At 69.7% G+C, this 12535-nt stretch carries 11 protein-coding genes; 5 read left to right on the plus strand and 6 right to left on the minus strand.

Features of this window, described 5'->3' with window-relative positions:
* Positions 1–58 precede the first annotated feature (58 nt).
* Entirely contained in the window at positions 59–982 is a 924-nt protein-coding gene (locus UC35_RS08455; protein ID WP_061498008.1) for an ATP-binding cassette domain-containing protein, read from the minus strand.
* Positions 983–1200: 218 nt separating this feature from the next.
* Here UC35_RS08455 and asd point away from each other — a divergent pair, with 218 nt between their 5' ends.
* On the plus strand, positions 1201–2064 hold the full coding sequence (gene asd, locus UC35_RS08460; RefSeq protein WP_061498010.1) for an archaetidylserine decarboxylase: 864 nt from the start codon (positions 1201–1203) through the stop codon (positions 2062–2064).
* A gap of 191 nt (positions 2065–2255) precedes the next feature.
* Here asd and UC35_RS08465 read toward each other — a convergent pair whose 3' ends face one another.
* On the minus strand, positions 2256–3749 hold the full coding sequence (locus tag UC35_RS08465; protein WP_061503744.1) for an AMP nucleosidase: 1494 nt from the start codon (positions 3747–3749) through the stop codon (positions 2256–2258).
* 143 nt (positions 3750–3892) lie between these two features.
* On the opposite strand from UC35_RS08465, the gene UC35_RS23485 reads away from it, so the two are divergent.
* Positions 3893–4153 (plus strand): hypothetical protein, encoded by a 261-nt coding sequence (locus tag UC35_RS23485; protein ID WP_145979380.1) that lies wholly within the window; start codon positions 3893–3895, stop codon positions 4151–4153.
* Positions 4154–4164: 11 nt separating this feature from the next.
* Here UC35_RS23485 and UC35_RS08470 read toward each other — a convergent pair whose 3' ends face one another.
* Together UC35_RS08470 and UC35_RS24385 are read right to left on the minus strand one after the other, a co-directional pair.
* On the minus strand, positions 4165–5895 hold the full coding sequence (locus UC35_RS08470; RefSeq protein ID WP_145979381.1) for a DUF6600 domain-containing protein: 1731 nt from the start codon (positions 5893–5895) through the stop codon (positions 4165–4167).
* A 91-nt stretch (positions 5896–5986) separates the two neighbouring features.
* Positions 5987–8005, minus strand: a complete 2019-nt coding sequence (locus tag UC35_RS24385; RefSeq protein WP_061498013.1) for a DUF6600 domain-containing protein — start codon at positions 8003–8005, stop codon at positions 5987–5989.
* Positions 8006–8143: 138 nt separating this feature from the next.
* On the opposite strand from UC35_RS24385, the gene UC35_RS08480 reads away from it, so the two are divergent.
* From UC35_RS08480 to UC35_RS08490, 3 genes are read left to right on the plus strand one after another with little or no spacing between them, the layout of a single operon-like run.
* Positions 8144–8944 carry an MlaE family ABC transporter permease gene (locus UC35_RS08480; protein ID WP_061498015.1) on the plus strand — a complete coding sequence of 267 codons (801 nt, stop codon included), beginning with the start codon at positions 8144–8146 and terminating at the stop codon, positions 8942–8944.
* 20 nt (positions 8945–8964) lie between these two features.
* Positions 8965–9948 (plus strand): MlaD family protein, encoded by a 984-nt coding sequence (locus UC35_RS08485; protein WP_061503745.1) that lies wholly within the window; start codon positions 8965–8967, stop codon positions 9946–9948.
* Positions 9945–10592 carry a hypothetical protein gene (locus UC35_RS08490; protein ID WP_061498018.1) on the plus strand — a complete coding sequence of 216 codons (648 nt, stop codon included), beginning with the start codon at positions 9945–9947 and terminating at the stop codon, positions 10590–10592. Before UC35_RS08485 ends, UC35_RS08490 begins: the two co-directional genes overlap by 4 nt.
* An 84-nt stretch (positions 10593–10676) precedes the next feature.
* Here the strand turns inward: UC35_RS08490 and UC35_RS22980 are convergent, their stop codons facing one another.
* Together UC35_RS22980 and UC35_RS08500 are read right to left on the minus strand one after the other, a co-directional pair.
* Positions 10677–11150, minus strand: coding sequence for a histone H1-like DNA-binding protein (locus UC35_RS22980; RefSeq protein ID WP_082792952.1), 474 nt, complete (start codon positions 11148–11150; stop codon positions 10677–10679).
* A 164-nt stretch (positions 11151–11314) separates the two neighbouring features.
* Positions 11315–12526, minus strand: a complete 1212-nt coding sequence (locus tag UC35_RS08500) for a ribonucleotide-diphosphate reductase subunit beta (protein ID WP_061498019.1) — start codon at positions 12524–12526, stop codon at positions 11315–11317.
* Between the last annotated feature and the right edge of the window lie 9 nt (positions 12527–12535).

Genomic DNA, 12535 nt, shown 5'->3' on the forward strand with positions numbered 1-12535 from the left:
GAGGCCCCCTCGGGGGGCAGCGTAGTACACGAAGTGACAAGCGTGGGGGCCATTTTTTTCATGCTTCCTCCCGGATCTGCCGGCCGGTGAGCTTGAGGAACAGGTCCTCCAGGTTGGCCGGCCGGTGCAGGATGCGCAGCATCGGGTGCGCGGCCAGGGCATCGAGCAGCGGCTTGGCCCGGTGGGTGTAGAAGAACACCGTTTCGCCGTTCACCTCGACGCGCGACGCGTGCGACTTGACCGAGGAATCCACCAAGGCCATCGCGCCGTTGCCGTAGGCCTCGACCACGTCGGGTTCCAGGTGCTGCTGGATCAGGTCGCGCGGGCGGCCCTCGGCGATCTTGCGCCCATGGTCGAGCACGATCAGGCGCGTGCACAGGCGCTCGGCTTCGTCCATGAAATGCGTGGTCAGCAGGATGGATTTGCCCTGCTGCAGCAGCACTTGCAGCCGCTCCCACATCAGGTGGCGCGCCTGCGGGTCCAGCCCGGTGGTCGGCTCGTCCAGCAGCAGCAGGCGCGGGTCGTTGACCAGCGCCCGCGCCAGGCTCAGCCGGCGCCGCATGCCGCCGGACAGCTCCACCGGCTTGGCGTTCGCCCGGTGCGTCAGCGCCGCGAATTCCAGCAGTTGCGGGATGCGCGCGCGGATCTGCGCGTCCTTCATGCCGAAGTAGCGGCCGTACACCAGCAGGTTTTCCGCCAGCGTGAAATCCGGGTCGAGCGTGTCGAACTGGCTGACCACGCCCAGCTGCGCCTTGATCGCCAGCGCATCGCGCGGCATTTCCAGCCCCAGGGCCTTGACCTCGCCCCGGTCGGGCACCGTGAGCCCGAGGCACATGCGGATGGTGGTGGTCTTGCCGGCGCCGTTGGGGCCGATCACGCCCAGACACTCGCCGGCGGCGATGGAAAAGGACAGGTCCCTCACCACCTCCTGGCCGCCGTAGCGCTTGTTGAGATGGCTGGCTTGGAAGAGGAGTTCGCTCATTCGAAAACCTTGGCCCTCCAGGGTGCGGTGCTATGGGCCTTCGGAGCGGCCGGGCGGCTCATGAAAACCTTCGCCCTCCGGGCTGCGGTGCTATGAGCCTTCGGAGCGGCCGGGCGGCTCATGGGCGGTGCTGCTATTGTGTCGCACCCTTGGCGTCTGCGCGGCAGCTGCCGCCGTCCGGTCACCGCTAGAATTTTTCCCTTCATCAGTCGCACCTCATGTCCACCCGCCTCGCCGTCGCGCCGCAGTACCTCCTTCCCAAGCGGCTGCTGACGCAGGTGATGGGGCTGCTGGCGCGCTGGCACGGCGGCGCGATCACGCGCTGGGCGATCCGCAAGTTCATCGCGCGCTACAAGGTGAACATGGCCGAGGCGGCCGACCCGCGCGTCGAGAGCTACGCCACCTTCAACGAGTTCTTCACCCGCCCGCTGCGCCCCGGCACGCGCACCATCGCCGATGCGCCCTTCGTCTGCCCGGTGGACGCCGCCATCAGCCAGTTCGGGCCGATCGAGCACGACCAGATCTTCCAGGCCAAGGGCCACAGCTACTCGACGCGCGCGCTGGTCGGCGGCGATGCGCAACTCGCGCAGCAGTTCGACCACGGCCACTTCGCCACGCTGTACCTCGCGCCCAAGGATTACCACCGCATCCACATGCCCTGCGACGGCGTGCTCAAGCGGATGATCTACGTGCCGGGCGACCTGTTCTCGGTGAATCCGCTCACCGCGCGCCACGTGCCCGGCCTGTTCGCACGCAACGAACGCGTGGTCTGCGTGTTCGACACCGAGTACGGCCCCTTCGTCAACGTGCTGGTGGGCGCCACCATCGTCGGCAGCATGGCCACCGTGTGGCACGGCGTGGTCAACCCGCCGCGCACCGGCCACGTCCGCGAGTGGCGCTACGACGGCAAGGACATCCGCCTGGCCAAGGGCGACGAGATGGGCCGCTTCCTGCTCGGCTCCACGGTCGTGATGCTGTTCCCGCAGAACGTCGTCACCTTCAACGCCGACTGGGCGCCGACCCACCCGGTCAAGCTGGGCGAAGCGATGGCGACCTTCGCCGGCGCCGAGAGCGTGATCTAGGCTTCATCTCAAGACTCGCTCGATGCTGGCACCCGCCCCGGCGGGTACGGCAAGCACCAAGTCCCCGCAGGGGCAGCGTCCGCGCGTAGTAACACGCAGCGCGGGCACCTCATGAGGCCGGGTCCGGCTTCGCCGGTCCGGCCTCATCAAATCGAACCACTCGAAAAACGCGCCAGCGTTTTTCGAGTGAATCATTGAAATGCGACTTCGTCGAAGCTGCGCAGCTTGCGGCTGTGCAGCCGCTGGCTGCCTTGTGATCTGAGGATCTCGATGGCGCGCATGCCGATGCGCAGGTGCTGGTCGACGCGCTGGCGGTAGAACTCGTTGGCCATGCCGGGCAGCTTGATCTCGCCGTGCAGCGGGCGGTCGCTGACGCACAGCAGGGTGCCGTAGGGCACGCGGAAGCGGAAGCCGTTGGCGGCGATGGTGGCGCTTTCCATGTCCAGCGCCACGGCGCGGCTCTGGCTGAAGCGGCGCTGCGGCGTGTTGAAGGGCAGCAGCTCCCAGTTGCGGTTGTCGGTGCTGGCCACCGTGCCGGTGCGCATGATGCGCTTCAGGTCGGCACCCTTGAAGCCGGTGACATCGGCGACGGCGTGTTCCAGCGCGAGCTGGATCTCGGCCAGCGCCGGGATCGGCACCCACAGCGGCAGGTCCTCGTCCAGCACATGGTCCTCGCGCACGTAGGCGTGCGCCAGCACGTAGTCGCCCAGCTGCTGGCTGCTGCGCAGGCCCGCGCAGTGGCCCAGCATCATCCAGGCGTGCGGCCGCAGCACCGCGACGTGGTCGGTGATGGTCTTGGCGTTGGCCGGGCCGACGCCGATGTTGACCATGGTGATGCCGCCGTGCCCCGGCCGGATCAGGTGGTAGGCCGGCATCTGCGGCAGGCGCGGCGGCGCGGCGCCCAGCGCATCGCCTGGCGCCGACGGCGTGCCGGCGCGCCGGGTCACCACGTTGCCCGGCTCGATGAAGGCGGTGTACTCGCTGGCCGGGTTGGCCATCGCCTCGTGCCCGAGGCGCACGAACTCGTCGATGTAGAACTGGTAGTTGGTGAACAGCACGAAGTTCTGGAACCACTCGGGCGCGGTCCCCGTGTAGTGGCGCAGCCGATGCAGCGAATAGTCCACCCGGGCCGCGGTGAACAGCGACAGCGGGTAGGACTCCCCGGGAAGGTGCTCCCAGGTGCCGTTGGCAATGCCGTCGTCCATGGCGCCCAGGTCCGGCAGGTCGAACACGTCACGCATGAGGTGGCGCCGGTCGGGCGACATCACGCCTTCGATGTGGTCGTGCTCGGCGAATGAGAAGTGCACCGGGATCGGCTGGGTGCTGGTGCCCACTTCCAGGTCCACGCCATGGTTGCGCTGAAGCAGCCGGAATTGCTCCAGGTAGTAGTTCGAATACAGGTCGGGACGCGTGAGCGTGGTCTCGAAGCGGCCGGCCCCGGACACGAAACCGTAGCTCAAGCCCGAGTTCTCCAGCTCGGCCTGGCGCCGCAACGTATCGATGTGGATGCGCACGAAGGGATAGCAGGCCCGCACGTGTCCGGGCAGGCTGTCGCCCGCCACGAAGCGCTGCATGGCCTCGCGCAAGTGATTGATCTGCTGGGAATAAATGGCGCGGACCTGGGCCAGCGCGCTGTCCGCATCGCTGTGGCGCGTGGGCGCAATAAAGGGCGGCAGATAGGGCATGAACACCATTTTGCCCATGCGCGCGGGGCTGCTGTCGCGCCGGGAAACCGTCCTACAGGGTGTAACGAAAGCCCCTGACGTTACAAAACTGAGCACCCTGCCACATTGGGGGACATCGACATCTGCCCTTCAGGAGTGAGCGAATGACAACAGCAACGACGGTCGACAACCCTTTTGCGCTGATGATGGACCCGGCTGCAGTGCGCCAGAGGGTTGACGGCTCCGAGTCATTGAGCCGCCTCAGCCAGCGTCAATGCCATCCGCTTGACCGCGCCGTGATCCGCAGCGCCACCGCCGAATTGGCGGCTTATGACGCCAAGATCGACCGCACCACCGTGTACCTGCCGCCCGAAGAAGACAAGTCCTCCCCCGTCACCCGTTCGCACGCCAAGACGCTCAACTGAGTCAGCCGTCTTCAATGCCGGCCGCGTCCGCGGCCCCGGTCTCCATCCTCTTCCGTCCCCGGTTCGCGCGCGCCGCGCTCCTCGCGGCCGTGCGCGCGGGCGTGCCCGGGCGCTGAGGGTCGCTGCGGCGGCTTGTCGGCGCCGGACCGCTCGTGCCCGGGGGGCTGGTGCCCTGGCCGTGGCAGGGCCGGCGGCTGCGCCTGCATCTGGACCGGGCGCGGCTGCTCCCGCTGCACGAATCGCGGCACTTCCGCCGGCCGCACCGGATGCGGCAAGGTGCGGGGTTCGGCAGCAAGGCTCGGGATGCGCTGCTCATCCCGCTGCTGCGGCGGCCGGTGGTCACGCGTGCGATCGTCGCGCGGCCGCGGCACGATCTGCGGCGGCACCTGCGGCGCAGCGGGCTGGGGCGCCGCCTGGGCCGGCGGCGGCACGATGCGCAAGCCGGGTCGGGCGCGCTCGTTGCCGGGGCGCGCTTCCGGCGAGGGCGCCGGGGGCGTGACGCTGCGTCCGCGCTCCAGGTCCGCAGGATCGACCCGCGCCCAGCGGCGGCCGATCGGGGCGCCGCGGTGGAAATCGTTGACCCGTACCGCGGTGATCGCCTCGGGCCGGCGCTGGAAGTAATGCGCCGCGCCGTCGGGATGACGGTGTCCTGGCCCCAGGTGGCGGTTGGCGTTGCGCAGGTAGACGGCGCTGGCATGGAAAGCGGGCTGCCAGGCTTCGCCGGGCGCCAGCGGATACCAGCCGATGCCCGGCCCGGAGCCGACCGCCAGGCTCCAGCCCTGGCCGCCGACGAAGGCCACCAGCGCCGGCGCATAGACCGGGCGCGGCCCGATGGGCCCGGGCACCCAGGCCCAGCGCGAGCCGATCAGCGCCCAGCGCCCGTAGTGGAAAGGCGCGAAGCCCCAGGGTGCATCGTCGATCCAGGTCCAGCCCCAGGGCGCGATCCATTCCCAGCGTCCGTAGCGATAGGGCGCCCAGTCGGCCATCGCGTGCCGCGGATACCACACCGCGCCGTACGCCGGGTGCTGCGACCAGCTGCCGTGGCGATCGAGTTCCGGATAGGCGACCACCTCGCGCGGCAGGTGGTGGGCCGCGAGCGACTCATCCTCGACGCGGTTGCGCTCGGCGGCCCAGAGGTCGAAGGCATCCGACAGCGGCGCCGGCACGCCCGCCACCGGCGCCAGCTCGCGGCCGGCGAACATCATCTGCTGGCCCGCCTGCAGGCGCATCCCGGCGCCGCTGTCACCGTGCACCATGACCGCCCCGCCATGCACCGTCACGCGCGTGAAGCCGCCTGCCAAGTCCACGTCGATGCGCCAATCGCCCGTTTCGACGGCGCGCAGCGCCAGCTGCGGCGTCCCGATCTCAAAGCTCTCGCCGGCCGCCAGCTCGCGCACTCGCGCATTCAGGCTGCCCTCGCCGACGGCGAACCGCGCCGCCTGCAGGTCGAGCGCGACGGTTTCAAGGTGGGTGTTGCGGTCCAGATGCAGCACGGCCGTGCCCAGGTGCAGCTCGGCGCGCGCGTCGGCCTCGGTGCGCAGCCGGTCGCCATTGGTGATCGGGCGGTTGCGCACGGCCTCGGTCCACTGCGCCTCGCCGGCCGGCGCGAAACCGATCCGGCCCTCGATCTGCGTCAGGGTCGCCACCCGGCCCGGCGGGTCGGTCTGCGCCAGTGCCGCCGCGCAGGCGCCGCCCAGTGCGATCGCGGCCAGCCCGCGCCAGAGGAAGACAGGCACTCTCATGATTCGACTCCGTGGGCAGGCTCCATAGCGCTACAACGCGCGAGGGCCGCCGGTGGATGAAAAGGATGTGTAAAGACCGGCCGCGGGCGTGTCACCCGCTCTGCCCTTGGGGCGGCCGCCCGGCCCCGCCGCGCAGGCGCTCCTGCTGCGCGCGCCGCCGCTCCGCTTCCTCGAGCTGGGCGCGCAGCAACTGGGCGTCGCGCTCGGCGGCGCGGCGTGCCGCCTCGACGTTCTGGGCGTGGGCGCTGGGTTCTTCCGGTGGCTTTTTGGCCGCCGGGACGGCGCGCGGCGCGGGCGGCGACGCGCGGGCCGCCGGGGTCTCGCGCTTGGCGACGGGCTCGGGACGGGCGGCCGCCGCGGCGGGCTTCGGCTTCGGTGGACTGGCCTGCGCCTGCTGCATCTTCTTCGCCTTCGCCTGCTCCGCCTTGGCCTGTTCCGCCCTCGCTTTCTCCGTCTTTGCCTTGTCCGTCTTTGCTTGCGCCGCAGCCCGTTCGACGGCCACCTGCTGCGCCCTCGCCTGCTCCGCTTTGGCCTGCTCCGCTTTGGCCTGTTGCGCCCGCACCTGCGCCTGGGTCGACGCCGCCTGCTGCGCCCGGGCCTGCTCGGCCTTGGCTTGTTCCGCCCTCGCTGATGCTGCTTTGGCCTGCTCCTCCTTGGCTTGTTGCGCCTTGGCCTGCGCCGCTTTCGCTTGCTCCGCCTTCGATTGCGCCTGGTCCCGTTCGGCAGCGGCCTGTTGCGCCCGCGCCTGCTCGGCGGCCTGCACGCGCTGCTGTTCCTGCTGCCGGGCGGCCTGCTCCTGCTCGGCCTTGCGCGCCTGCGCCGACTGCGCCGGCAGCTGCGCCGGATCGGTGGCCCGCTCGAGCGCAGGCGGGGGCGCCACCACCTGCGCGCGGGCCAGCACGGTGTCATTCACCGCCAGGCGGCCGGCGCGCGGCTTGCCCAGCGTGAAGTCGGCCGCGGCGATGGCCGTGACCGCCTCCGGCCGGCGCTGGTAGGCGTACCCGTTGGCCGGCGGCGGCTTGGTGTGCAGGTTCACCACACCGACGTAGGGCCCCTCGCTTCGCCCGCCCGGCTGCCAGGGCTCGCCGGGCGCGAGCGGAAACCAGGCCACGCTGGCCTTGCCACCGAGCGACAGGGCCGCCGCGCCCGCGTCGCCGACGAAGGCGACCAGCGCCGGTGCGTAGGCCGGCCGCAGCGGCAGCCGCCCCGGCACCCAGGCCCAGCGCGCACCCACCAGCGCCCAGCGCCCGTAGTGCGAGGTCGCGAAGGCCCACGGCGCTTCGTCGATCCAAGTCCATCCCCACGGGGCGATCCAGGCCCAGCGCCCGTGGCGATACGGCGCCCAGTCGTCGGCCCGGGCGTTGGGGAACCAAACGGTGCCGAAGGCGGGATCCTGGCCCCACTGGCCGTTGTCGTCGAGCGACTGGTAACCCACCAGTTCGCGGGGCAGGTAGCGCGCCGCCAGCGACTGCGCATCACGCCGGGTGCGCTCGGCCACCCAGCGGTCGAAGTTGTCCGGGGCCCGGGTCTGGCGCTGCGCCACGCGCTCCAGCCCGCGCCCGCTGAATGTCAGCTGCTGGCCGCCGCCCAGTGGCAAAGTCTGTCCGCGCTCGCCGAACACGGCGCCGGCGCCCGAGCTGACCGTCACCCGCGTGCGGCCTTGCGCCCGGTCGACATCGATGCGCGCCTCGCCCGGATAGGCGACGCGATAGGCGAGCTGGGGCGTGTCGATCTCGAAGTTCTCGCCCTCGGGCAGGCTGCGCACGCGCAGCTGCACCGAACCTTCAGTCACGCCCAGCTGGGCCGTGTCGTCCGCCAGCGCCCGCACCTCCAGCCGGGTGCCGCCGTCGATGCGCAGCACCGCCGAGCCGACCTGGATCTCGGCCCGGGTGCCCTGCTCGGCCCACAGCCTGTCGCCGCGGACCAGCGGCCGGTTGGGCTCGGCGGCACCCCATTCGGCGGCGCCGGCCGGCGCGAACATGACGCGGCCTTCGACATGATTGAGCCGCGCCACGCGCGCAGGGGGTTCCACCTGCGCCATCGCGCTGCCGCCCACGGTCACCAGCGCGAGCGTGCACCAGCGGACGATGAAGGGGAGCAAGCGGCCCACGGCAACAACCTCTTTAGGGAGTAGAACGCTGGGGCTGGGGTCCCTGGGGGCAAACGGCGCGTCAGGCATGCGATTTTTTGTAATCCGCTGTGTGAAGCCGTGCGCCTGCCTCAGCGCGCCGCTGGCTATCATCGGCGCATGACGCCCCTGTCCTGGCAACAGCGTGTTGGCCACGCCGGCAGCGCCCCGCTGCGCTGGCTGGCGGGCTGGTGGCGCATCCTTCTTTTTGGCGCCTCGCTGCTGGTGCTGGGCGGATCGCCGTCCAGCTACACGCGCGACACGCGCCGCGCCTTGCTGCGCCACATCTACGTGGACACCGCGCCCATCCTTTTGGGGTTCACCGTTCTGTGCGCCCTGCTGACGCTGATCATCACGCGCATCGTCGTGATCACGGCGCTGAGCTACGGACTGTCGCAGTACGCGCTCGAGATGGTGATCCGGGTGCTGGTGCTGGAGCTGATCCCGCTGACCGCGGCGCTGTTCGTCGCCCTGCGCTGCACAATCCCAAACGGCGCCGCCCTGGCCGAGATGCGGCGCACCGGCCACTTCGAGCGCCTGCAGCGCGCAGGGCGCGACCCCGTGCGGACCGAAGCCTTGCCGCGCGCGCTGGCGGGCATCTACGCCACCATCACGCTGGCGGCGCTCAGCTGCGTGGTCGCGCTGGTCATCGCCTACGTGGCGGTGTATGGCTTCACGCTGGCCGGCATCCCGGCCTACACGCATGTGTTCGGCCACGTGTTCAACCACGCGGTGTCGCTGATCTTCGTGCTCAAGACCGTGTTCTTCAGCCTCGCCGTGTCCATCATCCCCATGGCCTCGGGGCTGTACGACATCGAAGGCGTCGGCTCGCGCGAGAGCGCCGCGCTCCAGGGCCTGGTCCGCATGTTCGCGGTGCTGCTGGTGATCGAAGCCGCCTCGCTGGCGGGCAACTACTACTGAGGCCTTGAGCTGAGCCCATGATGGAAGAGCCCGATTCGCCCGTCCAGCGCTCCGAGCCTTCGGCCGGGACCCGGGCCGTGCGGCATCTCGAACTCAAGGCGCTGCTGCTGCTGCTGTTCAGCGCGCTGCTGGTGGCCGGCGCGGTGCTTTACCTGCTGTATGCGCGCGGCGCGTTCCAGGCCAAGCAGACGGTGGTGCTGCTCACCGATGATGCCGAAGGCGTGGTGGTGGGCATGGACATGACCTTCTCCGGTTTTCCGATCGGCCGGGTGCGGCGGGTCGAACTGGCCGAATCGGGCGGTGTGCGCATCATCGTCGACGTGCCGACCCAGGACGCGCGCTGGCTGCGCACCTCCAGCGTCTTCACGGTGGTCAAGGGCCTGGTCGGCGGCACCAGCATCCGCGCCTTCAGCGGCGTCCTCACCGATCCGCCGCTGCCCGACGGTGCTGAGCGGCCGGCGCTGCGCGGCGACGCCACCGCCGAGTTGCAGCGGGTGGCTTCCTCGGCCCGCGAAGTGCTGGAGAACGTCGCCGCGTTGACGGCGCAGGAAGGCGCACTGCGAGCCACGCTGGCCAACCTGCAGGAAGTGAGCGAGCGGCTCAAGGGCCCGCGCGGCTTGGCCGGCGCGGCCCTGGGCAACGATGCCGATGCGCAGAAGCTGGTCACGGCGATCGAGCGGGCCAACAGTTTGCTCGCGCGGATGGATGCACTCGCGGCGAAGACCGACACGCAGGTCTTCGGCCCCGACGGCATGATGAAGGACGCGCGGGCCAGCATGCAGCAGCTCAACCTGCTGCTGGGCGACGCTCGCACCAGCCTGAAGAAGGTCGACGCCGTCCTGGTCGAGGCACAAGGCATCGCCACCGATGTGCGCGGGGCGACCACCGACCTGGGCAAGCTGCGCGCCGAAGTGGAGGTCAATTTGCACAGGATCGAAGGCATGATCGAGGAGCTCAATCGCAAGTGGCCGTTCGCCCGCGACACGGAGGTCAAGCTGCCATGAGCTGGCGCCCGGCCGCGCTCGCGCTGCTGCTCGCGCTGGCCGCCTGTGGCAGCCAGCCGCCCGCCCCCGGCTGGCAGGGCAGCGCCCACGACTCCCTGGGCCGGTTCACCACCGCCTACCTGAAGGGCGACAGCCGCGCCGACAGCGAGTTCCAGCGCGCCCGCGGCGAGCTGGCGAGCACCGGCCAGGCCGGCCTGGTGGCGCGCGCCGAGCTCACGCGCTGCGCGGCGATGGTGGCCAGCCTGGTGCAGGAGCCCTGCGAGGGCTTCGAGCGCCTGCGCGCCGATGCACCGGCCCCCGAGCGGGCCTACGCCGACTACCTGGCCGGGCGCGTGGCGCCGACGCAGGTGGCGCTGCTGCCGCCGCAGTATCGGGCCGTCGCCGGCGGGCGCGAGGACGCGGCGGCCTTGCAGGCGATCGGCGATCCGCTCTCGCGACTGGTGGCGGCAGGCGTGCTGTTTCGCAACGGACGCGCATCGCCCCAGGTGCTCACCCTCGCGTCCGACACGGCTTCGCAGCAGGGCTGGCGGCGCCCGCTGCTCGCCTGGCTGGGCGTGCAGGCGCAGCGCGCCGAGCGGGCCGGCGCGCGCGACGAGGCCGAACGCATCCGCCGGCGCATGCAGCTGGCCGGCGAGGGGCGTTGACGTCGTTCGAGTTGAGAGGCTAGAGGCCTTAAAAGAAAAAACCGGCGCCGAAGCGCCGGTTTCTGAGCGGAGTGTCCGCCTGCCTCAGGGCTTGCCAGCCGTCGGGAACGGCCAGGCAGCTTGCGGGTTCAGTGTGGTCTGAGCCGCAGGGGCAGCCGGAGCGGGGCTCGTCGCAGCCGGCTTGGCAGCAGGTGCTTTCGCGGCCTTTTTCGCAGGAGCCTTTTTCGCAGCCTTTTTCGCAGCAGGCTTTTTCGCAGCCTTCTTGGCCGCCGGCTTCTTCTTGGCCGCGGCCTTCTTGGCCGTGGTCTTCTTCGCCGCCGCCTTCTTCGCGGGGGCCTTCTTCGCCGCCTTCTTCGCGGCCGGGCGCTTCGCCGCTGCCTTCTTCGCAGCGGGGCGCTTCGCGGCGGCCTTCTTCGCCGCCGGACGCTTGGCCGCGGCCTTCTTGGCCGGGGCCTTCTTCGCTGCGGCCTTCTTGGCCGGGGCCTTCTTCGCCGTCGTCTTCTTCGCGGCCTTCTTGGCCGGGGCCTTCTTCGCGGCCGCTTTCTTCGCAGTTGCCATTTCTATCTCCTGTTCAAGTTGATCAACATCAACCAAAGAAGCACCCCATGCCTTGTTGGGTGGCATGGAGCGATCCATGAAGTTGGGCACGCGCCCAGCTGCATGAACACCGTTGCCCGCCTTGCGCCGCGCTCTTCTGTGGCCGGTCAATCAAGGCAGGCGATTCAATCCCAGGAAAGAGCGCCCCCCGTCTGGTACTCGATCACACGGGTCTCGAAGAAATTGCGCTCTTTCTTCAGGTCAATCATTTCGCTCATCCACGGGAACGGGTTTTCCTCGTTCGGATAGAGCGCTTCCAGGCCGATCTGCGTGGCGCGCCGGTTGGCGATGTAGCGCAGGTAGCCCTTGAACATGGAGGCATTGAGGCCCAGCACGCCGCGCGGCATGGTGTCCTCGGCATAGCGGTATTCGAGCTCGACGGCCTTGAGGAACAGCGCCTTGATCTCGGCCTTGAATTCCGCCGTCCACAGGTGCGGGTTCTCCAGCTTGAGCTGGTTGATCAGGTCGATGCCGAAGTTGCAGTGCATCGACTCGTCGCGCAGGATGTACTGGTACTGCTCGGCGGCGCCCGTCATCTTGTTCTGCCGGCCCAGCGCCAGGATCTGGGTGAAGCCGACGTAGAAGAACAGGCCCTCCATCAGGCAGGCGAACACGATCAGGCTCTTGAGCAGGCGCTGGTCGGCCTCGGGCGTGCCGGTGTGGAAGTTGGGGTCCATGATCGCCTCGATGAAAGGGATCAGGAACTGGTCCTTGTCGCGGATCGACGCGACCTCGTTGTAGGCGTTGAAGATCTCGGACTCGTCCAGGCCGAGCGACTCGACGATGTACTGGTAGGCGTGGGTGTGGATCGCCTCTTCGAAGGCCTGGCGCAGCAGGAACTGGCGGCACTCGGGCGCCGTGATGTGGCGGTAGGTGCCCAGCACGATGTTGTTGGCGGCCAGCGAATCGGCGGTGACGAAGAAACCGAGGTTGCGCTTGATGATGCGCCGCTCGTCTTCGGTCAGGCCGTTCGGGTCTTTCCACAGCGCGATGTCGCGCGTCATGTTCACTTCCTGCGGCATCCAGTGGTTGGCGCAGGTGGCCAGGTACTTCTCCCAGGCCCACTTGTATTTGAAGGGCACCAGCTGGTTGACGTCGGTCTGGCCGTTGATGATGCGCTTGTCGGCGGCGACCACGCGGCGCGTGGAGGTGGACTGCACGGGGGCGGCCGGCGCGAGCGGCGCGTCGTTGAACGACTGCAGCGCGCTTTCGGAAGGGCCGTTGGTGAAGGAAGTGACAGGCGAGGGAGAGAGTCCCACCTCGCGGTTCGGCAGATGCGAACCGCTGTTGAATGATGCTGGCGATGCGGGCTTGACTTCGTCGTCCCAGGTCAACATAAGTATTCC

This window comes from Ramlibacter tataouinensis, from assembly GCF_001580455.1.
Classification (GTDB): domain Bacteria; phylum Pseudomonadota; class Gammaproteobacteria; order Burkholderiales; family Burkholderiaceae_C; genus Ramlibacter; species Ramlibacter tataouinensis_B.

Excerpts from the sequence above, each read along its gene's own strand:
- UC35_RS08500 (WP_061498019.1), bottom strand. The coding sequence starts at position 12,526 with ATGTTGACCTGGGACGACGAAGTCAAGCCCGCATCGCCAGCATCATTC.
- UC35_RS08480 (WP_061498015.1), top strand. The coding sequence starts at position 8,144 with ATGACGCCCCTGTCCTGGCAACAGCGTGTTGGCCACGCCGGCAGCGCC.
- UC35_RS08490 (WP_061498018.1), top strand. The coding sequence starts at position 9,945 with ATGAGCTGGCGCCCGGCCGCGCTCGCGCTGCTGCTCGCGCTGGCCGCC.
- UC35_RS22980 (WP_082792952.1), bottom strand. The coding sequence starts at position 11,150 with ATGGCAACTGCGAAGAAAGCGGCCGCGAAGAAGGCCCCGGCCAAGAAG.
- UC35_RS08485 (WP_061503745.1), top strand. The coding sequence starts at position 8,965 with ATGGAAGAGCCCGATTCGCCCGTCCAGCGCTCCGAGCCTTCGGCCGGG.
- UC35_RS08465 (WP_061503744.1), bottom strand. The coding sequence starts at position 3,749 with ATGCCCTATCTGCCGCCCTTTATTGCGCCCACGCGCCACAGCGATGCG.
- asd (WP_061498010.1), top strand. The coding sequence starts at position 1,201 with ATGTCCACCCGCCTCGCCGTCGCGCCGCAGTACCTCCTTCCCAAGCGG.
- UC35_RS23485 (WP_145979380.1), top strand. The coding sequence starts at position 3,893 with ATGACAACAGCAACGACGGTCGACAACCCTTTTGCGCTGATGATGGAC.
- UC35_RS08470 (WP_145979381.1), bottom strand. The coding sequence starts at position 5,895 with ATGAGAGTGCCTGTCTTCCTCTGGCGCGGGCTGGCCGCGATCGCACTG.
- UC35_RS08455 (WP_061498008.1), bottom strand. The coding sequence starts at position 982 with ATGAGCGAACTCCTCTTCCAAGCCAGCCATCTCAACAAGCGCTACGGC.